Origin of the sequence: Streptomyces triticirhizae (assembly GCF_003696235.1) — a bacterium.
GTDB lineage: Bacteria > Actinomycetota > Actinomycetes > Streptomycetales > Streptomycetaceae > Streptomyces > Streptomyces triticirhizae.
In genome coordinates, this window is the sequence record NZ_RFFJ01000087.1 from 1 (window position 1) to 24,342 (window position 24,342).

Annotated in this window: 14 protein-coding genes and 1 pseudogene; 5 read left to right on the forward strand and 10 right to left on the reverse strand. The window is 73.5% G+C overall.

Annotated features, from left to right (window positions below):
• Window positions 1-856, reverse strand: an 856-nt coding sequence (locus tag EBN88_RS16435; RefSeq protein ID WP_199742385.1) for a beta-ketoacyl synthase N-terminal-like domain-containing protein, incomplete at its 3' end; no start/stop codon positions are given.
• 127 nt (window positions 857-983) lie between these two features.
• Between EBN88_RS16435 and EBN88_RS16440 the strand changes: the two genes are divergently transcribed.
• The 3 genes from EBN88_RS16440 to EBN88_RS16450 all read left to right on the forward strand — a co-directional run bounded on the left by EBN88_RS16440 (window position 984) and on the right by EBN88_RS16450 (window position 4,010).
• Entirely contained in the window at window positions 984-1,559 is a 576-nt protein-coding gene (locus tag EBN88_RS16440; RefSeq protein WP_158621404.1) for a TetR/AcrR family transcriptional regulator, read from the forward strand.
• Between the two features lie 144 nt (window positions 1,560-1,703).
• Window positions 1,704-3,302, forward strand: coding sequence for an MFS transporter (locus tag EBN88_RS16445; protein WP_122184640.1), 1,599 nt, complete (start codon window positions 1,704-1,706; stop codon window positions 3,300-3,302).
• A 186-nt stretch (window positions 3,303-3,488) separates the two neighbouring features.
• Window positions 3,489-4,010, forward strand: a complete 522-nt coding sequence (locus EBN88_RS16450) for a hypothetical protein (protein WP_147472741.1) — start codon at window positions 3,489-3,491, stop codon at window positions 4,008-4,010.
• 325 nt (window positions 4,011-4,335) lie between these two features.
• On the opposite strand, the gene EBN88_RS16460 is transcribed toward EBN88_RS16450, so the two are convergent.
• From EBN88_RS16460 to EBN88_RS16500, 9 genes are all read right to left on the reverse strand, one after another.
• A complete protein-coding gene (locus EBN88_RS16460) occupies window positions 4,336-5,391 on the reverse strand; it encodes an LLM class flavin-dependent oxidoreductase (protein ID WP_122184642.1) in 1,056 nt (351 codons plus the stop codon).
• Window positions 5,392-5,419: 28 nt separating this feature from the next.
• The gene (locus EBN88_RS16465; RefSeq protein ID WP_122184643.1) at window positions 5,420-6,925 is read right to left on the reverse strand and encodes an FAD-dependent oxidoreductase; all 1,506 of its coding nucleotides are present in this window, start codon (window positions 6,923-6,925) and stop codon (window positions 5,420-5,422) included.
• A gap of 130 nt (window positions 6,926-7,055) precedes the next feature.
• Window positions 7,056-7,901 carry a daptide-type RiPP biosynthesis methyltransferase gene (gene mpaM / locus EBN88_RS16470; protein WP_122184644.1) on the reverse strand — a complete coding sequence of 282 codons (846 nt, stop codon included), beginning with the start codon at window positions 7,899-7,901 and terminating at the stop codon, window positions 7,056-7,058.
• Window positions 7,902-8,116: 215 nt separating this feature from the next.
• Window positions 8,117-9,763: an FAD-binding oxidoreductase gene (locus tag EBN88_RS16475; RefSeq protein ID WP_122184645.1), complete on the reverse strand. Its 1,647-nt coding sequence runs from the start codon at window positions 9,761-9,763 to the stop codon at window positions 8,117-8,119.
• A complete protein-coding gene (locus tag EBN88_RS16480; RefSeq protein WP_233580726.1) occupies window positions 9,756-10,238 on the reverse strand; it encodes a nuclear transport factor 2 family protein in 483 nt (160 codons plus the stop codon). The genes EBN88_RS16475 and EBN88_RS16480 overlap by 8 nt, the downstream gene beginning before the upstream one ends.
• A 16-nt stretch (window positions 10,239-10,254) precedes the next feature.
• The gene (locus EBN88_RS32395) at window positions 10,255-13,380 is read right to left on the reverse strand and encodes a non-ribosomal peptide synthetase (protein ID WP_147472742.1); all 3,126 of its coding nucleotides are present in this window, start codon (window positions 13,378-13,380) and stop codon (window positions 10,255-10,257) included.
• A 14-nt stretch (window positions 13,381-13,394) separates the two neighbouring features.
• Window positions 13,395-14,234, reverse strand: a complete 840-nt coding sequence (locus EBN88_RS16490; RefSeq protein WP_147472743.1) for an alpha/beta hydrolase family protein — start codon at window positions 14,232-14,234, stop codon at window positions 13,395-13,397.
• Between the two features lie 38 nt (window positions 14,235-14,272).
• Window positions 14,273-14,827, reverse strand: a complete 555-nt coding sequence (locus tag EBN88_RS16495; protein WP_199742386.1) for a flavin reductase family protein — start codon at window positions 14,825-14,827, stop codon at window positions 14,273-14,275.
• A 173-nt stretch (window positions 14,828-15,000) separates the two neighbouring features.
• Complete coding sequence (locus EBN88_RS16500) at window positions 15,001-17,892, reverse strand: helix-turn-helix transcriptional regulator (protein ID WP_122184649.1); 2,892 nt, start codon at window positions 17,890-17,892, stop codon at window positions 15,001-15,003.
• A gap of 380 nt (window positions 17,893-18,272) precedes the next feature.
• Here EBN88_RS16500 and EBN88_RS32815 point away from each other — a divergent pair.
• Together EBN88_RS32815 and EBN88_RS32820 are read left to right on the forward strand one after the other, a co-directional pair.
• A pseudogene (locus EBN88_RS32815) lies at window positions 18,273-21,890 on the forward strand (type I polyketide synthase); the annotation flags it as partial.
• A gap of 165 nt (window positions 21,891-22,055) precedes the next feature.
• Window positions 22,056-24,342: SDR family NAD(P)-dependent oxidoreductase (locus tag EBN88_RS32820; protein WP_456114801.1), on the forward strand; the 2,287-nt coding region annotated here is incomplete at its 3' end.

The following is a 24,342-nucleotide window of genomic DNA, read 5'->3' on the forward strand; positions in this document are numbered from 1 at the left end:
GCCGCGCATCCGAAAGCCGTTCCACCAACAGCAGGCCAACACCCTCGGCCCACCCCGTCCCGTCCGCATCGGCCGAGAACGCCTTGCACCGACCGTCCGGCGACAACCCCCGCTGCCGGCTGAACTCGACAAAGGTCCCCGGCGTCGCCATCACCGTGGCGCCCCCCGCGAGGGCCAGGTCGCACTCGCCGCCGCGCAGGGCCCGCACCGCCAGGTGCAGCGCGACCAGCGAGGAGGAGCAGGCCGTGTCGACCGTCACCGCCGGCCCCTCCAGGCCGAAGGTGTAGGCGAGGCGGCCCGAGATGACGCTGCCCAGGTTGCCGGTCAGGGCGATGCCCTCGACCTCCTGGGGCAGCTGCCGCACCGACGGTGCGTAGTCGTGGTACATCACTCCGGCGTAGACGCCGGTCTGGCTGCCGCGCAGGGCGTGCGGGTCGATCCCGGCGTGCTCGAAGGTCTCCCAGGCCGTCTCCAGCAACAACCGCTGCTGCGGGTCCATCGCCAGGGCCTCGCGCGGCGAGATCCCGAAGAAGTCCGCGTCGAACTCCCCGGCGTCGTGCAGGAACCCACCCATCCGCGTCGAGGACTTCCCCACCGCCTCCGGGTCCGGATCGTAGAGCGACTCCACATCCCAACCACGGTTCTCCGGAAACGACGAGATCCCCTCCCGCCCCTCCGACACCAAACCCCACAACTCCTCAGGGGACCCCACCCCGCCGGGATACCGGCACCCGATCCCCACGATCGCGATCGGCTCGTGCTGCCTGGCGTCGGCCTCGCGGAGCCGCTGCCTGGCCTGGGCCAGGTCGTTGGTGACGCGCTTGAGGTAGTCGCGGAGCTTGTCTTCGTTGGGCATACGAGGCCATCCAGTAGACGCACTGATACGTACTCCCACGATCCGTCGGGGCGCTAAGCAAGCTCTGTGAACGACCTAAAATCCAGGGCGACTTGACACTTGGACAATCAATACTGATTATGTCAGCGTGTTGGATGCGACGACGAAGCAGAGACAGGTACTGAGCGCGGCGCTGCGCACGTTCGGGCGGTACGGCTACCGGCGCACCTCCATGGAGCTGATCGCGCAGGCCGCTCAGGTTTCACGGCCCGCGCTCTACCAGCACTTCCGCAACAAGCAGGACGTCTTTCGGGCCATGACCGCACAGATGGTCGACGGACTGATCGACGCGGCCGAGTTGGCCCGGCGCTCCGAGGGCACCGTGGCGGACCGGCTGGAAGGCGTCCTGTCAGTCAAGATCGAGTTTGTCGCCGGAACGGTCGACGCCGAGTTCCGCAGCGAGATCCTCGCCGACGCGGAGAAGATCGCCGGCGACCTCGTGCAGTCGTTCAAGGACCGCCTGCACGCCGTGGTGAGCGCCCTGCTCACCGAGTCCTCCGTCGAACTCGACCTGGTGGGAGCGGAGTTCCGGGCCGATGACGTGGCCCACCTCCTGCTCGACGCCGTGGTCGGGATCGTTCAGGAGGACGCCGCTCCCGATGTGCTCGACAAGCGCCTGCGCGACCTGGTGCACCTCACCATCCGTGGCCTGACGAGCCGCTGAGTCCGGTCGGGTCCCCCACACAGCTGGGCCCGGCCGCGCCGGGTGGTCCCCCGCGACCGCCCCACGCCTCCCGCCGGCGGTCACCCGCCGACGGGCGCCTCACCCATGCCCCCATGCCTCCTGCCCTAGCCGAGGGAGTCCCTCGTGGACCGCGAAACCGTCTTCCGACGCCGATGGTTGATCCTGGCGATTCTGAGCCTCAGCCTGATCGTCATCGGCCTCGACATTCTCATCATCACCATTGCGCTGCCCGATATCCAGACCGATCTGTCCTCCTCGGTCAGCGAGTTGCAGTGGATGGTGAACGCCTACACGCTGGGCTTCGGCGGTCTGCTGCTGTTGGCCGGCGGCCTGGCCGACCGGTTCGGCAGGAAGCTGCTGCTCCTGCTCGGCCTGACCCTGTTCCTGCTGTTCTCCGTCGGCGCGACCTTCGCCGCCAACCCGGCCCAGCTGATCGCCTTCCGGGCCGGCATGGGCATCAGCAGCGCGCTGATCATGCCGACGACCCTGGCGATCATCAAGAACGTGTTCCCGCCCGAGGAGCAGAGCCGCGCCATCGGCATCTGGACGGCGGCGGCCGGCATCGGCGTGCCGCTGGGCCCGGTGGTCGGCGGCGTGCTGCTGGAGAACTTCTGGTGGGGCTCGCTCTTCCTGATCAACGTCCCGGTCGCCGGACTGGCGCTGATCGCCGGCGCGTTGATCATCCCCGAGTCGAAGGACGAGCAGCACCGGGGCCTCGACATCGCGGGCGCGCTGCTGTCCGTCGCCGGCCTGGTGACCCTTGTCTACGGCCTGATCCAGGGCCCGGAGTGGGGCTGGGGAGAGGCCGGCACCTGGAGCCTGATCATCGGCGGCGTGGCGCTGCTGGTCGGCTTCGCCGTGTGGGAGAGCCGGTCGCCCAACCCGATGCTGGACGGCGCGCTCTTCCGCAACCCGCGCTTCAGCGGCTCGGCCGTGGCGATCACCTGCGTGGCGTTCTCCCTCTTCGGCTCGCTGTTCCTGGTGACGCAGTACCTCCAGTTCGCGCTCGAACTGCCGCCACTTGACGCCGGGTTGCGAATGCTGGCGATCTGCGTGCTGATCATCTCCTCCGGCCTGGCGCCGCAGCTGGTGCAGCGGCTCGGCCTGAAGTTCGCGATCGGCGGCGGCCTGGCGTTCATCACGGCGGCCGCGCTGGTACTGTCCACCGTCGACATCCAGACCGAGGACCGGGTGCTGGTCGCCCTGGCGCTGCTGGGCTTCGGCCTGGGCATGGCGATGCCGCCGGCCGCCGACTCGATCCTGGCGGCCTCGCCCTCGAACCAGTCCGGCGCGGGCTCCGCCGTCACCGACACCGCCATGCAGGTCGGCGGCGCGCTGGGCATCGCGGTGATGGGCAGCGTGCTCACCACCTCCTACCGCAACGACCTGCCGGCGCTGGAGAACCTGCCGCCCGAGGCGCGGGAGGCGGCCGAGGACTCGCTGGGCGGGGCCGCCGCCGTCGCCGACCAACTGGGCGCGGCCGGCACCGAGTTGATGCGGGCGGCCGACGGGGCCTTCGAGGTGGCGCTGAGCAACGCCTCTCTGGTGGGCGCGGCCGTCGCCGTGGTGGGCGCCGTCGTGGCGTCGATCGTGCTGCCCAACCGGCCGCTGGCGCACGGCGCCGACGGCGCGCCGGAGGGCCCGGCGGACGCCGGGGCCGAGACCCGGCCGGACGAGGGCAGCGAACTGCCGGCCAACGCGGGCGCGTCCGGCCGCGACTGACCGCGCCCAGCCCCGCAACACCCCCCTGTCCCCGCTCGCCGAGGCGAGCGGGGACAGGGCCACTGATGCGGGCCGAGAGCCCCCATCCGTGGCTTCATTCCTCTCCCGAAGGGCGGCAACGTGGACCCCGTCGGCACGCTGACAGCTTCGACCACGGTCGGATTCTTCGGAGTCTCCGACGCGGACATGAATCGCTACGGCGCCGCCCTGGCGGGCGACGCGTACCGGGTGACGCGGGTGACGCGGCCCGGGGCGTTCATCGGCCGGCAGCCGTCGCGGGTGCTGGTCGCCTCGCTGCGGACGGCCATCCGCACCGCCTCGGTGGCGGATGTGCTGCCGCTGCCGCGCCCCTCGCAGCTGGTGGTGTTCCTCGACGTGGAGCGGCTGAGCGACCGCGAGACGACGGTGCTGTCGATCCTGGACGGGGCGTCCGTGATGGGTCCTTCGACCTCGGTCGAGGACTTCGGCGACATCGTGCAGCTGGCCCGGCGCGGCATCAGCTGCGTGCCGGCCGCGCTGCGGCGGGTGCTGCACGTGCGGACGCCGCGCCGGCTCACCCACGACGAGATGGCGCTGCTGATGCGGCTGGTGCGGGGCGGCGGGCGGGAGGCGGAGCGGGCGCCGGCCAGGGCGCGGCTGTATGAGCGGCTCGGCGTCGAGTGTCCCGAGGGCGTGCTGTGTTGGGCGGAGCGGCACGGCCTCCGCTGACGCGGCCGGAACGGGCGCGGGGCGCGCGGCGCCCCGGGGGCGCCGGTGGCGCGGGCCACGACGCCCGGCCTGCGTGCGCCTGTCCCTGACCCGCTTCGCGATGTACCTCTTCGACTTCGGCGCCCCCGTCGGCTTCCGCCTGGCACTCCGCCGCCCGGATCGTGTCGCGGGCCTGATCGTGCGGCCCGTTCACACGCGTCGTACCGCGACGTCCGGGCCGGCTGGTGCTGGGCCACCCGCCCGGGGCCGGGCGGCGGGGCCGGGTCGCGCGCCCCGCACGCCCCCGCCGGCCTGGCAGGCCACGAAGACCCTGGCGTCCCGGCCGTCAGGCGAACCCTCGGCGGACCTCGTCGAGGCGGGTGAGGCCGTCGAGCACCTGGTCGTGGGCCACGCCGAAGTCGATGAGGCAGGCGACCTCGTCAACGCCGATCTCCTCAAGGCGGGCGGCGGTCTTCAGACAGTCGTCGACGGTGCCGAACATGCCGCCGGTGTCGAAGTACCGGTCGAACGAGCGGGAGATGAGGAAGTCCAGGTCCTCCGGGCGCATCCGCTCCAGGTCGGCCGGGCTCATCACGGTGCCCATCGTGCGCGCCAACAGGGCGACGGAGCTGCGGAGATAGGCGCTGAACGGGCGGCGCACCAGTTCGCGGACCTCCTCGCGGTCGGCGCCGACGAAGGTGTGGAGCATCAGCGCGACATGGCCGCCGCCGGCGACGGCGCCGGCGTCCGGCGCGCCGGACGCGGTGAACGCCTCGCGGTAGGCGGCGATCTTCTGGCCGAGGTCGTCCAGGTCCTGGCCGAGGAGGTGGGTGAGGATGCCGGCGCCGAGCCGGCCGGCCTCCCGGAAGGTGTCGACGCTGCCGGCGCTGGTGAGCCAGACCGGCAACTCGGCCTGGACGGGCGCCGGGTGGATGGTCAGCCCGACGTCCTTGCCGGTGCCGTCGGGGAACGCCACCGCCTCGCCGCGCCACAGGCGGCGGACGGTCTCGGTGGTCTCGGAGAGGATCTCCTTGCGGCGGGCGTAGTTCTCCGGGCGGAGCGCGAAGTCCACGGCGTGCCAGCCGGAGGCGAACGAGACGCCGGCCCGGCCGCCGGAGAGGTTGTCGACGACCGACCACTCCTCGGCGATCCGCAGCGGGTTGTGCAGCGGCGCGACCACGCTGCCGGCGCGGATGGCGACGTTCTCGGTGACGGTGGCTAGCGCGGCGCCAGTGACGGCCGGGTTGGGGTACTGGCCGCCGAAGGCGTGGAAGTGCCGCTCCGGGGTCCACACGGCGGAGAAGCCGTTGCGGTCGGCGAAGGTGGCGGTGTCCAGCAGCAGCCGGTAGCGGTCGCCCTCGACCGGACGGTCGTCGGCGAAGTAGAAGAGACCGAAGTCCACGGTGTTCTCGTCTCCTGGTCGGTGGGCGTCAGCGGTCGGTCGGGGCGGCGGCGCCGAACCAGCGGGTCAGCGTGGCGTGGAGCGAGGCGCGCGCGTCGTGCTCGGGCGCGACCCACGCGACATGGCCGTCCGGGCGCAACAGCAGGGCGCGGGCCGGGAGTTCGGGCGTGGGCGCGGCGGTCACCACGTCGACGCGGTCGCGCCAGCCGGCGATCTTCCAGTCGGTGGAGGAGTCGCCGGAGAGGTCGAGCAGCACGCCGTGGCCGGAGTGGTTCAGCCGCGCGGTGTCGGTGGCGCCCTCGGCGGTCTTCAGCGGCACCGGGGGCAGCGCGCGGCCCAGCAGCGCGTGCCGGGCGGGCTCCTCGGGCCGCGCTGGCCCGGCGTAGTCCACGTCCAGGCCCATGACCATCTCGATCAGGGCCGCGTTGCTCTGGTCGAACGAGGCGAGCCAGGAGACGACCTCGCGCAGCGGCGCCACCCGGTCGGGGTCCTCGGAGAGGGACACCTGGGCGCGGATGTTGACGCAGGCGCGGCGGCCGACGGGCCTGCGTTCCGCGTCGTAGGTGTCGAGCAGGTCGGGGGCGGCCCAGCCGTGGACGGTCGCGGCCAGCTTCCAGCCGAGGTTGACGGCGTCGTGCAGGCCGCTGGTGATGGCCTGGCCGTTGAGGGGGAACATGGCGTGCGCGGAGTCGCCGGCGAGGAAGACGTTCCCGGAGCGGTAGGCGTCGGCGAGGCCGCTGAGGTTGCGGTAGCGGGACATCCAGCGCAGGGTCAGCGGGCCCGGGTCGGTGCCGCTGAGGCGCTTCACGGTGGCGCGCGCCTCCTCGGGCGTGACGGCGGAGGCGGGGTCGTCGGGGGCCCGGTCGAACTCGGCGGTCATCAGGCGGAGCGTGTCGGGCCCGATGGGCAGGCACATGAACATGCCGCCGGCCGGCGAGTGGTAGTAGCCGAGGTGTTCCTTCGGCATGTCGCCGGCGACGCCGGCGAAGTCGCCGACCAGCCCGTAGAACGGGGACTCCACCACGGGGAACGGGATGCCGGCCAGCTCGCGGACGGCGCTGTCGGTGCCGTCGCAGCCGACGAGGTAGCGGCAGGTGAGTTCGGCGGTGCCGTCCTGGGTGCGGGCGGTGACGCGGACGGCGTCGTCGCCCTGGTCGAGTCCGACGACGCGGTGGTCGCGGCGGATGGTGACGCCCAGTTCGACGGCGCGCCGCTCCAGGGTGGCGGACAGGTCCCGCTGGGTGACGACGAGGGAGTTGGTGTAGCGCTCCCCCAGCCGCTCGACGTCCAGCGGGAACAGCGCGAAGTGGGTGCGCGGCAGCGGCAGGGTGGTGGCGTCCCGCTTGAGGGGCTCCAACAGGCCGCGCCGGTCGAGCTGTTCGACGGCTCCGACGTTGATGGCGACGGCGGGGGCGTCGTCGCGGGGCGTGGCGCTGCTCTCCAGGACAACGGTCGGCACGCCGGCGAGGCCCAGCTCACAGGCCAGCATCAGGCCGGTGGGGCCGGCGCCGGCGATCACGACGGTGGTGTCCACTGTGACTCCTTCGCACGATGGTTCGTTGGGGCGGGTGCGGCAGGGATCGAACACGCCCCGAACGATCCCTGCCGGCACCTCACTCACTCACCCGCGCCGGGCGAACGCCCTCTCGTGCGAGGCCGGTCGACTAGTGCGAGATCTCCATCAGGCGCACGGCGACCGGGCGGGAGCTGGCCTTGAGGATCTCGTAGCCGCTGACGACGTCGTGGCGGCCGACGACCTTCAGGCCGGCGGACTCGATCTCCTTCTCCAGGACGGAGGGGGCGACCAGGTGGGTCAGGGCGGTGTGGATGGAGGTCTTGACGACCTGCCCGTCCACGACCGCCTGGCGCACCATGTTGGTGGAGCGCAGCCCGCCGGCCGGGTCGACGTAGTCGAAGAACGTGACCAGCGCCGGGTGTTCGCCCTGCGCGGCGAAGACGAGGGTGGTTTCGAAGGCGTCGGTGTCCTCACCCACGCCGTCGAACTCGATCAGCGTCAGCAGGAACCGGCCGTCCTCCGCGAGGTGGTCGCGCACGGAGGCGAAGAGGCTGGCGCGCTTCTCGGCGTCGACGTTCCACACGGCGGAGGCGCCGAGCAGGATCAGGCCGAACTTCCGGTTCAGCTTGAAGTCCGTCATGTCGCCGTGGACGGTGGTGAGTTGGTCGGCGTGGTCCCTGGCGTCGTCCTCGGTCATGCGCGCCTTGAGGAGTTCCAGCATGGAGGTGGAGAAGTCGAGGCCGACGGTCTCGTACCCCTCCCGCAGGAACGGCACCGTGATGCGGCCGGTGCCGCAGGCCAGCTCCAGCAGGGGCCCGGGGCGGCCCTTGGCTATGCGGAGCATCTCCTCGATCTCGGCGGACTCGTAGCGGGTGAGGCCGTGGTACAGCGCGGCCCCCTCGGCACCGTACATGTCGCTGATGTCGGCGCCGGGGCCGAAGAGTTCGGCCACCTGGGCGGCCGTTCCGAGAAGCTGTGCTCTGCTGTCGGTCATTCTGCTGCCCCTCTTGTGGGTCTGTGCCCGGCGTGATGAGTGAATATGGCCCGCGTTTGACGAGCCGTGTCCGTGACACTATCCGTGCCTGCCAACGAGCCACTTAGCGAAATCTAAAGCCCCGTCACGGGAATAAGCGGCTCAGGTAATTCGGCCGGGAATTCCCGCCGGCCGGACGGGATGTGTCGGAGTTTCTCCGAGGATTCGGGCGGCGGTCAGCTGCCCGGAAGTCGCACCGACTGGCGGTGGCGGAAGACGTCTCCCGGGTCCCAGTCGGCCTTGACCTGCTGGAGGCGGGAGTAGTTCTGCTGGAAGTACAGCTCGTGCCAGGGCGTCGGCGAGGTGTTCAGTGCGTCGTCCGACAGGTCGGCGTCGGGGTAGTTGATGTAGCACCCCTCGTGCAGGTCGTCCGGGGCCGGCACGCCGCCGGTGGCGGCGTAGACGTCGGCGTAGAAGGCGCGCAGCCAGCCGATGTTGGCCTCGTCCTCGGCCGGGTCGTGCCAGAACGACTGGTAGAGCAGCTTGAGGACGGAGGCGCGCTGCGAGGTGGCGGTGGCGTCGGCGGCGACCTCGTTGACGCGGGCGCCGTAGGAGTAGACGCACAGCATGGCGTTGGGGTTGGTGAACTCGGCGTCCGTCAGGTGCCGGTAGGTGGCGGCGACCTGCTCGGCGGGGAGACGGCGCTTGAGGTAGGCCGACTTGTGCTCGGCGCGCAGCGTCGGGTCGGAGACGATGCCGCTGGTGGCGACGAACGTGGTGGCCCGCAGCCAGGGCAGTTCGGCGGGCGGCGGCATCGAGTCGGCGGGCGCGACGCCGTCGAGGACGGCGGCCAGGTAGTCGTCCAGGACGGCCCTGGCGTCGGGGGCCGCCGCGTCGAGCTGGGTGGCGACGCCGATGGCGCCGGCTGAGACGTGGTTGAGCAGCAGGAAGCTGAACAGGTCGCCCTCGGTGGTGCCGGCGGTCTGGTGCTCCTCGAAGTAGGCGCCGAAGTTGTCGAGGAGCCGGGCGAAGCTGTCCTCGGTGACGGCGCTCCAGGGCAGCCCCGCGTTGGACAGCAGCACGGTGGCCGGCGGGCGGGGCAGCAGCCGGGTCGGGTCGGTGCCGGTGGCGCCCGGGGTGCGGAACCAGAAGCGGGTGACGATGCCGAAGTTGCCGCCGCCGGCGCCGGTGTGGGCCCACCACAGCTCGTGGTTGTCGTCGTCCGCCTCGCGGGTGGCGATGTGGGCGGCGACGGTCCCGTCGGCGTCGACGGTGACGACCTCCACGGCGTGCAGATGGTCGGCGGTCAGCCCGTCGCGGCGGGCCAGCAGCCCGTAGCCGCCGCCCGGCACCAGGCCGCCGACGCCGACCCCGGCGGTGGTGCCGCCGGGGATGGTGACGCCCCACGTCTTGTAGAGGGTCTCGTACACGTCGAGCATGGTGGCGCCCGGCTCGACGGCGAACGCCCGCATCTCGGCGTCGTAGGAGATCCGGTTCATCGCGGACAGGTCAATGACGGCCTGCGCGTCGGCGTGGTAGACGAAGTCCTCGTAGCAGTGCCCGCCGCTGCGCACGGAGATCCGCCGGCCGGCCTGGACGGCCTCGTCCACGGCCCGGACGACCTGTTCGGTGGTGGTGACGAGGTGGACGCCCTCGGGGGTGGCCGACCAGCGCTGGTTCATGCCGGTGACGAGGTCGGCGTAGCGCGGGTCGTCCGGGGTGACGGTGACGGCGGGGGTCGCGGTGGGACGGGGGCCGCCGCGACCCGAAGGCCCGGCCGCCCCGGCCTGGTTGAGGACGACCGCGCCGCCGCCGAGGGCGACGGCGGCCGCCCCCGCGCCGGTCAGGAACCGGCGCCTGTTGGTGCCCGCGTGCTCAGGCATCGGTCACCGCCCGGCTGAGCGCCTCGGCGGTGGGCAGGCCCCAGAACGGGCGGGCGGTCTCCATGCTCCAGTAGTCGCGGAACAGCACGATCTCGCCGTCGCGGACCCGCAACACCTGGATGTAGGGACAGGTGCGGATCTCGCCGTCGGGGCCGGCCTGCCCGTGGGCGTCGAACTCGACGACGATGACCTCGGGGTCGGTGGTGTCGTGGATGGTGTACTGCCCGTGGTCCAGCAGCCGCATCCCCGTCTCCCTGGTCCGTTCCACCGCGCCGCCCAGGACCTCGCGGATCGCGGCGCGGCCCTCCAGTCGGCGGGGGGTTCCGGCGGGTGCGAAGGGGAACTCCATGACGCCGTCCTCGGCGAAGAGGTCGGCCTGGCCCGCCATGTCGAACCGCAGGACGCGCTGTTCCTTCAGCGCGAAGACTTCTCGGGGGCTCATGGGCGTGCCCGCCCGGGGCTGCGAAGTGCTCATCGGGGTCTTTCTCCTCTTATTCGGTGCCCGCGCCTGGGGCGCTGTCCTGCGCGCCGGCCGCTCGCAGCCGGGCGGCAAGCCTGCGGGGGGTGGGGTCGGCGAACAGCTCGGCCAGGGGCAGCGAGACCCCGGTCAGCGGTTCGAGCCGCTGGACGAGGATCGCGCCCATCAGCGAATGGCCGCCGTGCGCGAAGAAGTTGGTGTCGGGGGTGATGTCGCCGCGTTCCAGGAGTTCGGCCCACAGGCCGATCAGCTGGGCCACCAGCGGATCGCCGCCGGCCGGGTCGGCCGGGTCGGTGGCGTTCGGCGCGGCGGCCGCCGCGCGGCGCTCCTCGGCGAGCCGGAGCAGCGCCGGGTAGTCCACCTTGTCGTTGAGGGTGGTCGGCAGCGCGTCGGCGATGACGAACTCCTGGGGCACGACGGCGCGCGGGAGTTCCCCCCTGGCGTGCTCCCACACGCTGTCGGTCAGTTCGGGACCGCCGACGCCCTCGATGAACGCGACCAGCGCGGCGTCGGGGCCGCCCGCGTCGACCAGCACCACGGCGGCGGTCTTGACCTCGGGGTGGCGGGAGAGGACGGACTCGATCTCGCCCAGCTCGATCCGGTTGCCGCGCAGCTTGACCTGCCGGTCGCCACGGCCGAGCAGTTCGAGTGCGCCGTCCCGGCGCCAGAACGCGACGTCCCCGGTGCGGTAGAACCGGCCGTGCACGGGGTGGGTGGGGAAGCGTTCGGCGGTCAGCTCGGGCCGGTCGTGGTAGCCGAAGGCGACGCCGTCGCCCGCGACGCACAGCTCGCCGCGCACGCCGAGCGGCAGTTCGCGGCCCGCCTCGTCGCGGACCAGGACGACGGTGTTGCTGATGGGCCGCCCGACGGGGACCCGGCCGCCCTCGACCTTCGTGAGGACGGCTGAGGTGGACCAGATGGTGGTCTCGGTCGGGCCGTAGACGTGGTGCAGCCGGCAGCCGGTGGCGATGAGGCGCTCGGCCAGCGGCGCCGGCAGCGGCTCGCCGCCGCACAGCACCCGGCGGCCGGCGAGCGCCGGACCCGCGGCGTCGAGCACGGCCCGCCAGGTCGTCGGGGTGGCCTCGACGATGCCGACGTCGTGACGTTCCAGCAGCTCGCGCAGCACGGCGCCGTCCAGCCGGGCGGCGTCGGGGGCGACGACGACCCGGCCGCCGGCCCACAGCGGCACGTACAGCTCCAGGCCCGAGATGTCGAACGAGAAGGTGGTCAGCCACAGCCCGGCGTCGTCGGGGGTGGCGTCCAGCTCGCGCGCGAAGTGCGCGGTGAGGTTGGCCAGCGCGGCGTGGCCGACGAGGGTGCCCTTGGGGCGGCCGGTCGAGCCTGAGGTGTACATCAGGTAGGCGGGCGCGTCGGCCGTGGTCGGCGGCGCGTCGAGCGGCTCGTCCCGGTCCTCGCGCGGGGCGCGCAGCGGCACCAGGACGCGGCCCTCGCCGGCCAGCTCGGCGCGCTCCGGCGGGGCGAGCACCACGGGGGCGGCGGAGTCGGCGAGTTGGTAGGCGATGCGCTGGGCGGGGTGGTCCGGGTCGATCGGCATGTAGACGCCGCCGGCGAGCCAGGTGCCGAGGACGGCGGCGACGAGTTCGACGCCGCGCGGGGCGACGACGGCGACGACCTCGCCGGGGGCGAGGCCGGCGGCGCGCAGCGCGTCCCGCACGTCCTGGGCGGCCAGCCACAGCGCGCGGTAGCCGGCGGCGCGGTCGCCGTCGACGACGGCGGTCGCCCCGGGGGTGGCCAGGGCGCGGGCGTGGATCGCGGCGGGCACGGTGGCCGGGTCGGTGGCGGCGCGGGTGGCGTTGGCCGCGTCGATGACGGCGCGGTCGGTCGGGCCGAGCAGCGGGATCTCGGCGACGGGGGTGGCCGCGTGGTCGAGGAGGCCGGCGAGCAGCGCCTCGTAGCGCTCCAGGAGGGCGGCGACCTCGGTGGCGTCGAAGTTCTCGGTGCGGTAGGCGGCGCGCAGCCGGATGCCCTCGTCGGAGGGCATCACGAAGAACTCCAGGTCGAACTTGCTGCACCCGTTCTCGACGGCGAGGAGTGTGGCGGGCGTGCCGGCCAGCGTGAAGCGCGGGTCGCCCACCGTGGGAACGTAGTTGAAGACGTGCCGGAACAGCGGGTTGCGCCAGGTGGTGGCGGCGCTGGGCGCGACATCGCCGAGGTCGTCGACGGGGACGCCGCTGTGCGCGAGGCCGTCGAGGAAGGTGTCGCGGGTGGCGCGGACCAGCTCGGCCAGGGTCAGCGTCGGGTCGACGCGCAGGCGCAGCGGCACGACGTTGATGTGGTAGCCGACGGCGCGTTCGGCGGCCGGGGGGCGCACGTTGACCGGGGAGCCGACGACGAGGTCGGGGCCGGCGCCGTGGCCGTCGAGGAGGAGCGCGAAGGCGCTGAGCAGGATCACGGCCTCGGGGGCGCGGAGGTCCTTCTGGGCCTGCCGGACGGCGGCGCGGATCTCGGGGGACAGGTCGCGGGTGAGCTGCTCGCCGTCGAGGTCGGGCGTGGGGCCGTCGGGGCGGCCGTAGGAGAGTTCCAACGACTGGCGGTCGAAGCCGGCCAGCTGCCGGTGCCAGTACGCCAGGTGTGCCTCGCTCGGCTCGGGCTCGGTGAACTCGGCCGCCGGCTCGGTCAGTTCGGCGTCGAGGTCGCGGCCGGCGAGGGCCGCCTCGTAGAGGGTGACGAGTTCGTCGCGGAGGATCGTCGCCGACGCGGTGTCGAACACCAGGTGGTGGACGACGAGGCAGAACGTGTCGCCGTCGGCGCCGCGCAGCACCCCGGCGCGCAGCGGCGGGGTGCCGTCGAGCGGGAGCGGCTGGGCGACGAACGCCTCCAGGTCGCGGATGGCGTCTCCGGTGGCGGCGGGGATGTCCCCGACGGGCAGCCGGAACTGGCCGGGGGGCAGCACGGAGCGGCGCAGCTCCGTGTCGGTGGCGCGGTAGACGGTCCGCAGCGCGCGGTGGCGGCCGGTGAGCCGGATCAGGGCCCGCTCCAGCGCGTCGGCGCGCAGCGGCCCCTCGACCCGGAAGGCGAGCGACAGATGGTTGGCCGAGGTGCCGGGGACCATGGTCTCCAGCAGCCAGAGGGCCTCTTCCTTGCGGGTCGCTGGGTGCGTCTCGGTGGGGCTGGTCATCGCGAGGTCCTCACTCACCGTGCGCCGGTGGGGGTTCCGTCCAGGGCGTCGGCGACATGGCGCACCACGTCGTCGTCGCGCAGCAGGTCGCCGTGGTCCAGGGCGAAGCGGATGTCGCGGGCCACGATGGTGTCGCGTTCCTCGGCGCCGAGGACGTTCAGGCCGTTGAGCGGCGAGTGCGAGCTGACGGCGGTGGCGCGGCGCCAGACCGGCACCGGGTCGACCTCGGCGGCCACCACCAGGTAGTGCACGAACCCCCGGAAGGTGGCGACGAGTTCGCCGCGCCGGGCGGGGTCCAGGCCGACCCGGGTGAACCCGACCTCGCCGACGTCGGCGAAGAGCGAGCTGAGTTCGGCGGCCAGCGCGGGCAGGTCGTCGTGCTGCTCGCGGGCCTTGCGGCCCCGCTCCTGCGCGGCCTGGATCTCGTCGGTGCTCAGCACGGAGGAGAGGCCGGCGACGAGTTCGTGGTAGTGCCGGTGGATCAGCGCGCCGTCGGGACGTTCCGGGTCGAAGAGGATCACCGCGGGCGGCTCGTCCTGCCAGCTCGCGATGTGCTCGGCGAGGGGCGCGGCGAAGACGCCGCCCACGCAGTAGCCGAGGACGGCGGTGACGCGCAGGCCGCTCTCCCGCACGTCGGCCAGCCAGGCGTCGACGTAGTCGGTGGCGTGCAGCCCGGTCTCCGTCCCGGCGGGCGGTGGCGCCGTCTCCCACACCTGGCGGTGGGGTCGCAGCTTCGCCACGAGGTCGGCGAACCCCGGAATGGTGCGGCCGGTGGCGGGGAAGTCCGACGCGAGGATCAGCTCGTTCGACCCCACGTCGTTGAGCACATTGCACCGGGCAGGTCGGAACACCATCTACTCCTCGTTCGTGTCACTGGGGTGGGACGCCGCGCCTACGGCGTGTCCGGAAGGGCGCCGGCCAGGGCGCTCTCGCGCGCGGCGGCGTCGAGGGCGTCGGGGGCGAGCGCGCGGAAGGTCCTGCGGTGGAAGATCAACGGGCGGGCGCCGGGGTCGTGTTCGGCGGTGCGGATGGTCAGCAGGGCGATGAGGTGGTCCCCTGCGGGGAGTTCGCTGTGCAGGGCGCAGTCGAGACGGGCGACCGCTCCCTTGACGAACACGGCGCCGCTGGGCGCCGCCTCCCAGGGCACGCCGTCGAACCGGTCCCCCGTCCTGGCGGCCAGCCGCTGCCCGGCGACGGCCTGGTCCTCCCCCAGCACGCTGATCCCGAGGGCCCCGCCGGTGCGCAGGCGCGGCCATGTCGCGGAGCTGTTGATGATGCACATGGACACCAGCGGCGGTTCGAGGGAGACGGCGGTGAACGAGCCGACCGTCATGCCGACCGGCTCGTCCCCGACCATCGCGCACAGCGCGGTGACGCCGGTCGGAAAGCTGGCGTACGTCTCCTTGAGCACGGTCGGGGTCACGTCGTTGGCGTCGCGTGTGGACACGCGCACTCCCCTCTCGGAAGGTGACGGCAGATCCGGCTGAGCGGCCGGATCGCCGCTGCCCGTCACGAGTCTTCAGGAAGGGGTGGCCGGGGCCCCACCCCTGCCCGCCCTAGAGAGGTGGGGGCGCCCCCCTGAACCGCTCCGTGACCGCCCGGTGCCCCTGAGGTGTCTCGTCAGAGGGCGCGGTCCTGGAGGGCGGTGGGCAGTTCGCTGCGGCTCCTGATGTTCAACTTCCGGTAGATCCGGGTGAGGTGCTGCTCCACCGTGCTCATGGTGACGTACAGCTTCTCGGCGATCTCCCGGTTGCTGTGGCCGACGACGACGAGGGCGACGACCCGTCGTTCGGCCTCGCTCAGCAGCGGCTCGCCTCCGGCGAGGCTGTGTGGTCCCTCCCATGCCTCGCCCTTCTCCCGGCCGGCGTTCAGGGCGAGGGCCCGCGCGACGAGCGGGCCCGCCTGGCACTCCTCGGCGACCCGCAGCGCCATGCTGGCGGTGACGCGGGAACGGGAGTGCTCGCCGATCTCGCGCTGGTTCTCGCCGAGTTCGATGAGGGCGTGGGCCTGGCCGTAGCGGTCGCCGCAGCCCTGGAAGATGTCGATGGCCTCGCGCAGTGGGGTGGCGCGGCGGTTGGCGTCGGACAGCTCGGCCTGGGCGACCAGGAGCATCGCGCGACTGCGGGACTGGCGGCCCGCCGGTCTCTGCTGGTGTTCGGCCAACAGCCGCCGGGCGTCCTCCCGTTGCCCCATCCGGGCGCCGGCGGTGGCCGCGCCGACGCGCCAGTCGACGAAGCCGGGCAGGTCCACCTCCCACTCGCGCATCAGCTGGCCGCAGGCCAGGAAGTCGTCGAGGGCGGCGGGCAGCAGCCCGGTGGCCAGCAGGTGGCACCCCCTGGCGTAGAGGTAGCGCAGCCCGAACACGGTCTGGAACGCGGCCTCCGGCACCGGGTGCTTGAGCTGCTCGGCCGCCTCGTCGGTGCGGCCCATCGCGGTGAGCGCCAGGACCAGCCCGGCCAGCGGGGCGCCGACGGCCGTTCCCCAACTGCGCATGGAGATGCGCTCCATCGCCATCCTGGCCTCGCGTTCGGCGGCCACCAGATCGCCCTGGCGGAACGAGATCTCCGAGCGGATGTTGGCGAACTCGGCCTGCCAGGTGGGGGCGCCCCGGTCCACGGACTCCCGCAGCAGCTGGTCGCACCAGGGAGCGGCCTTGTCGACGCGGTCGGCGTAGACCAGGGCCAGCAGGGCGGGCACGATGCGGGCCAACGACGAGTCGCTGAGCGGGGAGTTCTGGAGCACGGCCTCGGCGCCGGCGACGGCCTCCTCGCTACAGCCGTCGGTGAAGACCACGGCCAGCGAGCCGGCGCCCTGGAGTTGGGGACCGACCGGGGTGCCGGCGATGGCCGGCGGGGACACCACCCGAGGGTTGGGGCGGATGCGGTCCAGCAGCGGCGGGTGGGAGTGGGTGCGCCAGATGGTGGTGAGCCGGCGGTTGGCGGAGTGGGACGTCGCCTCTCTGCCGCACTCGATGTCGCCGCCGAGCCGTTCCAGGATGCTGACGGCCTCGGCGACCCGCCCGTTCCACAGCAGGAACCGGACCATCCAGTCGACATGGCGGTCGCCGACGGAGAGCGTGTCGAGTCCCGCGACGAGCGAGCCCACGTGCCGGGCCGCGATGGCGGGGTCGAGTCGCCACTCGACCTGGGCCAGTTGGGCGGTGATCCGGAACGTCTCCGCCTCGGTGCGGCAGGCCCGCAGCGCGGCCTCGTACGCCTGGACCGCGAGGTCCACCTCGTCGTTGAGCTGGGCCTCCTCGGCCGCCTCGCACAGCACCTCCACCGTCCAGGGCTCGTGGAGCTGACCGGCCCGCACGAGTTGCCTGGCGACGGCGACGCTGGGGGCGCCGTCGTCGCGCAGCAGTCGGGCGGCGCGCCAGTGGAGGTCGGCGCGGCGCGCGGGGTCGATGTCGTTGACGACGGCGGAGCGGGCCTCCGGGTGCCGGAAGCCGCCGTCGAACAGCAGCCCGGCGGCGGCCAGGGCGAGCAGCCCGTCACGGACGGCCGGCGGGTCGAGGCGCAGCAGGCGGCCCATCCACTCCGGGGCGTGGGACTCCCCGATGACCGCCAGCCCCTCGGCGACCGCCCGGATGTGCGGCTCGCCCCGGTGCAGGCAGGACAGGACGGCGCGGGCGTACTCCCCGTCGACGGGGGCCTCGTCGGGCGCCGGGGGGCGCCCGCCGCGCGCCGCGGCCGCCCACTCCTCCACCAGGGCCCCGGCCAGCAGCGGGTTGCCGCCGCTGATCTGGTGCAGACGTGGCGCGAGTTCGCCGGCGGCGTCGGCGTCGAGCCGCTCGGCGAGCAGGGCGGCCACGCCGGCCTGGGAGAGCGGGCCGAGCTTGACCAGATGGCTGTGCGGCTTGCCGATGAAGTCCGAGTGGAACGCGGGGTGGAAGCGCCGCAGGTTGGTCGACTCGCTGAGCATCAGCATCACCCGGGCGCCCCGGCAGCGTCGGGCCAGCGACAGCAGCAGCTGGAGCGAGGCGGGGTCGGCGTGGTGCAGGTCGTCGACGGCGACGAGCAGCGGCGAGGTCTCGGCGATGGCGAGCAGCGTCCGGCAGAGGGTGTGCATGACCCTGGCCCGTTCGCGCTGCGCTTCGCGTGATTCGCTATCGGAAAGCAGTGCATAGGAAGCCGCCTCGTCGAGCAGCCTGACCAATTCGTCCATAAGGTCCAGGGGCAGAGGTGCTCCATGGAACAGCTGGCTCACCACGCCCATCGGAAGAGAACGCTCGACTTCCGCTCCGGCGGCGTCCAGCACCACCCATCCGAGTTCCGCCGCACGCTCGGTCACAAGATGCAGGAAAGCGGACTTACCCGTCGCCACAGGACCACTCACCACGACAATCGCGCCCTTCCCCTGAGCGCAACTCTCCAGTAATCTCTCCGTGTAGCGCATTTCATCTTCGCGCTCGACCAACCCCATGCGCCACCCCCATGAATCTTGGCTGCGGTAGGTCACCCTTGACCTGCTGGATCGGGTCGCACGGCAGGCTGCCCTGGTTTGTGGCATTTCGGTGTGCAGTCGCCTCTGAGACGGACTACCCCTATCCCCGTTTTCGATCTCAACGCCCCGATACGCGCGGACGACCCCGGTCAGAAGCCCTCACGCGCGCTCGACAGCTTGACACCGTCAAGACCTCGCCGCAAGAAGCATACGGTGACGAACAGTTGACCGGTTGTGACCATCAGGTGATGACCGTCGACACATTACCTTCTCTTGGGGTACCGAGAGAGAGCACATGACAGTGCGTCACACACACGAGGCGTCGCCGGAGCAACACATTTAGGTCACACCGAGCGGATCTTTAGAGCCGCCCCGCACCCTTGACCGTGGAAGAGGACTCACCGACAGGGCTTCCAATTCGGGCAGCGGCGAAGGAATGACCTCGCGTGGCAGAGAACGCAGAAAAGCTTCGGGATTATCTCAGGCGGGCGACGGCCGATCTGAGGCTCACTCGACAGCGTCTGGCCGAGGCTGAGGCCAGGCATCACGAGCCGATCGCGATCATCGGAATGGCCTGCCGTTACCCCGGCGGCGCCGCCACTCCCGAGGATCTGTGGCGACTGGTCGCCGATGGCGTCGACGCCATCGGCGAGTTCCCCGAAGACCGTGGTTGGGACACCGAACGCCTCTATCACCCCGACCCCGACCACCCCGGCACCGCTTACACCCGGCACGGCGGTTTCCTCTACGACGCGCCCGATTTCGACGCGGAGTTCTTTGGACTGAGCCCACGCGAAGCCCAGTCGACCGATCCACAACAACGTTTGCTCCTCGAAACCGCCTGGGAGGCGGCCGAACGCGCCGGCCTCGACCCGACCGCGCTGCGGGCCAGCGCGACCGGCGTCTTCACCGGCGTGATGTACGACGACTACGCCTCCCGTCTGCACCCCGTGCCCGAGGAGTACGAGGGCTATGTCGTCAGCGGCAGCCTGGGCAGCGTGGCCTCGGGACGCGTCGCCTACACCATGGGCCTGGAGGGCCCGGCCGTGACCGTCGACACCGCGTGCTCCTCCTCGCTGGTCTCGGTGCACCTGGCCGCGTCCGCGCTGCGCCAGGGCGAGTGCGAACTGGCCCTGGCGGGCGGCGTCACCGTGATGGCGACGCCCAGCACCTTCGTGGAGTTCAGCCGACAGCGCGGCCTGGCCGCCGACGGCCGGTGCAAGCCGTTCTCCGCGGACGCCGACGGCACCGGCTGGAGCGAGGGCGTCGGCATGTTGCTGCTGGAGCGGCTCTCCGACGCCGAGCGCAACGGCCACCCGGTGCTCGCCGTGATCCGGGGCACCGCCACCAACCAGGACGGCGCCAGCAGCCGGCTCACCGCGCCCAACGGACCCGCCCAACAGCGCGTCATCCGGCAGGCGTTGGCCAACGCCCGGCTGAGGCCGGGCGACATCGACGCCGTCGAGGCGCACGGCACCGGCACCACCCTGGGCGACCCCATCGAGGCCCAGGCGCTGATCGCCGTCTACGGGCAGGACCGGCCCAGGGAACGGCCCCTGTGGGTCGGCTCGTTGAAGTCGAACATCGGCCACTCCCAGGCCGCCGCCGGCGTCGGCGGCATCATCAAGATGGTCATGGCCATGCGCCACGGCCAGCTCCCCAGATCGCTGCACTGCGACCGCCCCACCCCGCACGCCGACTGGGACGAGGGCGGGGTACGGGTGCTCCAGTCGGCGCGTCCCTGGGAGGCCGCCGACGGGCCCCGCCGCGCCGGCGTCTCCTCGTTCGGCATCAGCGGCACCAACGCCCATGTCATCCTCGAACAGGCCCCGCCGCAGGAGCCGGCGGACGAGCCGACGCCCGCCACGGCGCCCGCCACCGCCGTCCCGTGGCCCCTGAGCGGCCACACCAGGGCCGCGCTGCGCGGCCAGGCCGCCCGGCTCCGCGACCACCTGCGCCAGCACCCCGACCTCGCGCCGGCCGGCGTCGGCCGGTCCCTGGCCACCGGGCGGGCCACGTTCGACCACCGGGCCGTGGTGGTGGCCGAGGACCGGGAGACGTTCCTGCGGTCGCTGGGGGCGCTCGCCGAGGGCGGCACCGGCCCGCAGCTGGTCGAGGGCACCGCCGGGCGCGTCGGCAAGACCGTGCTGGTCTTCCCCGGACAGGGCTCGCAGTGGACCGGGATGGCCGCCGAACTCCTCGACGGCGCGCCGGTGTTCGCCACCCGCTTCGCCGAGTGCGCCGCCGCGCTCGCGCCCCACGTCGACTGGTCGCCGACCGCCGTGCTGCGCGACGAGGAGGGCGCCGCCTCGCTGGACCGGGTCGACGTGGTGCAGCCGCTGCTGTGGGCGGTGATGGTGTCGCTGGCCGCGCTGTGGGAGTCCTTCGGCGTCCGCCCGGACGCCGTCGTCGGCCACAGCCAGGGCGAGATCGCCGCCGCCTGCGTCGCGGGCGCCCTCACCCTGGAGGACGCGGCCCGCGTCGTCGCCCTGCGCAGCAGGGCCATCACCGCCATGGCCGGCACCGGCGGCATGGTCTCGCTCCAGCTGGGCGCCGACGAGGCCGCCTCGCTGTTGGCCGAGGACGGCGACCGGCTCGCCGTCGCCGCGATCAACGGGCCCGCCGCCACCGTGGTCTCCGGAGACCGGGACGCCCTGGACGCGCTGCTGGCCCGGTGCGAGGAGCGCGGCGTGCGGGCCCGCGACCTGCCCGTGGACTACGCCTCGCACTCGCCCCACGTGGCGGGGCTGCGCGAGACACTCCTCGCCGAACTGGCCGACGTCCGACCGCGCCGCGCCGGCACCGCGTTCTACTCCTGCGTCACCGGCGAGGCCATCGACACCGAGCGGCTCGACGCCGACTACTGGTACACCAACCTGCGGGAGACCGTCCGGCTTGAGGAGACCGTGCGGGCCCTGTTGGCCGACGGGCACCGGGTGTTCGTCGAGGCCAGCCCGCATCCGGTGCTGACCGGCGCGATCCAGGAGTCGGCCGAGGCGACCGGCGACGGCGTCCCCGTGGTGGCCGTCGGATCGCTGCGGCGCGACAAGGGGGGCCCGGCGCAGTTCCTCACCTCGGTCGCCGAGGCCCATGTCAGGGGCGTTCCCGTCGACTGGACGGCCGCGCTCGCCGGCGCCCGCCCCTCCGATGTGCCGCTGCCCACCTACGCCTTCCAGCGCACCCGCTACTGGCTGGACGCGGCGCCGCCAGCCGACGTGGTCTCGGCCGGCCTGGCGCTCGGCGGCCACCCGCTGCTCGGCGCGCTGGTGGAGTCAGCCGAGGACGGCTCGCTGCTGCTGACCGGGCGGCTGTCCACCGGCACGCACGCCTGGCTCGGGGACCACCGGGTGGCGGGCACCGCGCTGCTGCCCGGCACGGCGTTCGTCGAACTGGCCCTGCACGCCGGCCGGTTGGCCGGCTGCCCGCGCGTCGATGAGCTGACGCTGCACAGCGTGCTGCCGCTGCCCGACACCGAAGGGGTGCGGCTGCGGGTCGCGGTCGGCACCGCCGACGAGGCGGGGCGGCGCACGGTGACCGTCCACGCGCGGCCCGCCGACGCGGAGGGCGCCGACGAGGCGGACGGCGCCGGCGGCGTCGAACGGGGCGAGGCGGCGATCTGGACGCGGCACGCCACGGGGACGCTGGGCCCCGCGCCCGTCGACGGAACGGAGGCCCCGGCCGGGGGCGCGTGGCCGCCCCCGGGCGCGGTCCCGCTCGAACTGGACGACCTCTACCCGTCGTTGGCCGACCGGGGCTATGCCTACGGCCCCGCGTTCCAGGGCCTCGCCGGGGCCTGGCGGGACGGCGCCGAGGTGCTCGTCGAGGTGCGGCTGCCGGAGGGCCAGGCGGTCGCCGACTTCGGCGTCCACCCCGCCCTGCTGGACGCCGTGCTGCACCCGCTGGCCGCCGGGGTCTTCCCGGGCGAGGGGCCCGGCGGGGACCAACTGCTCCTGCCGTTCTCCTGGTCCGGCGTGGAACTGCGCGCCACCGGCGCGACGGTGCTGCGCGGCCGGCTGGCCGCGAGCGGGGACGGCGCCGTCTCGCTGGCGCTGTTCGACGTGGCGGGCGCGCCCGTGGTCACCGCCGAGTCGCTGGCCCTGCGCCCGGTGAGCACGGGCCAGCTGCCGGCCCGCCCGGCGGCCGGTCGCGCGCCGCTGCACGTCCTCGACTGGGTGCCGGTGCCCGTGCCGGACGACGTCGGGAACCCCGGGCCCGGCCGTCTGGCCGTCGTGGGGCCCGACCCGTTCGAGCTGGCCGAGGCGGCGCGGGACGCCGGCGCCGAGGTCGTCCACCTCCCGGACCTGGCCGCCCTGGACGCCGCGCTGGCGGCCGGGGAGACGCCGCCGGCACGGGTGGTGATGGCCTGTGCGGGACCCGCGGACGAGGGCGCGCCCGTGGCCGCCGCGCACCACGCGGCGCTCTCCGCGCTCGCGGCGGTGCGGGAGTGGCTGGCCGGGGAACGCTTCGCCGCGCTGCGGCTGGTGTTCGTCACCCGAGGCGCGGTCGCCGCCCGGCCGGGCCCCGAGATCGCCGACCTGGCGGCCTCCCCCGTGTGGGGCCTGGTCCGCTCCGCCACCTCGGAGAACCCGGGCCGCTTCGGGCTCGTCGACCTGGACGGAACGCCCGCCTCCGCCGCCCCGCTGGCGGGCGCGCTCGCCCTGGACGAGCCGCAGGTCGCGCTGCGCGACGGCGGGGTGCGGGTGCCCCGGATGACGCCGGTGGAGCGCGCGGCGGGCCGGCTGACGCCGCCGGCCGGGGCGGGCGCCTGGCGGCTCGACGTCACCAGCAGGGGAACGTTGGGCAACCTGGCGCTGCTCCCCGCGCCCGACGCCGAGGGCCCGCTGGGGCCCGAGGAGGTCAGGGTGCGGGTGGTGGCCGGCGGCCTGAACTTCCGCGACGTGATGGTCGGTCTCGGCATGTACCCCGGGGACGACGCCCGGATCGGCGGCGAGGCCGCCGGCGTCGTGCTGGAGGTCGGCTCCGGTGTGACCGGGCTGGCCGTGGGCGACCCGGTGATGGGCCTGTTCCCCGGCGGCGGGATCGGACCGGTCGCGGTCAGCGACCACCGTTGGCTGACCCGCGTCCCCGAGGGCCTGACGTTCCATCAGGCGGCCGTGCTGCCGGTGGTGTTCCTCACCGCCTACTACGGCCTGGTCGACCTGGCAGGGGTGGGCGAGGGCGAGTCGCTGCTGATCCACGCGGCGGCCGGCGGAGTCGGCATGGCCGCCGCGCAGTTGGGCCGGCACTGGGGCCTGGAGCTGTACGGCACCGCCTCGCCCGGCAAGTGGGACACGCTGCGCGCGATGGGCTTCGCCGACGACCACATCGCCTCGTCCCGTGACCTGGACTTCGAGGAGCGCTTCCGCGAGGCGAGCGGCGGCCGGGGCGTCGACGTCGTGCTCAACTCCCTGGCCAACGAGTTCGTGGACGCCTCCGCGCGGCTGCTGCCGCCGGGCGGCCGGCTGCTGGAGATGGGCAAGACCGACATCAGGGACGAGGCCGAGATGGCCGCCCGCTACCCGGGGACCCGCTACTGGGCCTACGACCTGATGCGCGTCTCCCGGGAGCGCGTCCAGGAGATGCTCACCGAGCTGGGCGGGCTGTTCGCCTCCGGCGCGCTCAAGCCGCTGCCGGTCACCGCCTGGCCGGCGCCCCGCTCGGCGGACGCGCTGCGCTTCCTCAGCCAGGCGCGGCACATCGGCAAGATGGCGATCTCGCTGCCCACCCCACTCGACCCGGACGGAACGGTGTTGATCACGGGCGGCACCGGCGTGCTGGGCGGGCTGACCGCCCGGCACCTCGTCACGGCGCACGGCGCGCGCCGGCTGCTGCTGACCAGCCGCGCCGGGGCGGCCGCGCCCGGAGTCGAGGAACTCGCCGCCGAGCTGCGCGCGTTGGGCGCCGAGGTGACCGTCGCCGCCTGCGACACCACCGACCGCGCCGCGCTGGCCGCGCTGCTCGCCGACGTCCCGAACGACCATCCGCTGACCGCCGTCTTCCACGCGGCGGGCGCGGTGGACGACGGGCTGGTGTCGGAGTTGACGGACGAGGGCCTGACGGCGGTGCTGCGGCCCAAGGTCGACGCGGCCTGGCACCTCCACGAGCTGACCAGGGACCTGGATCTGGCGGCGTTCGTCCTGTACTCCTCGCTCGCCGGCACGCTCGGCACCCCGGGGCAGGCCAACTACGCCGCGGCCAACGCGTTCCTGGACGCGCTGGCGCACCACCGGCAGACCCTCGGGCTGCCGGGTGCCTCGGTGGCCTGGGGGCTGTGGGAGACGACCAGCGCGCTGACCGCGCACGTCGGCGACGCCGACCGGGCGCGGATGGCGCGGCTCGGGGTGCTGCCGCTCGACTCCGAGGTGGGGCTGGCCCTGTTGGACTCGGCGCTGGCCGCGCGGGAGCCGCACACGGCGGCGTTCGCCCTGGACCGGGCCGCGTTGCGGTCGGCGACCGACGCGGGGCTGCCGCTGCCGGCGCCGCTGAGCGGGCTGGTCCGCGCGAGGCCGGCCGTCG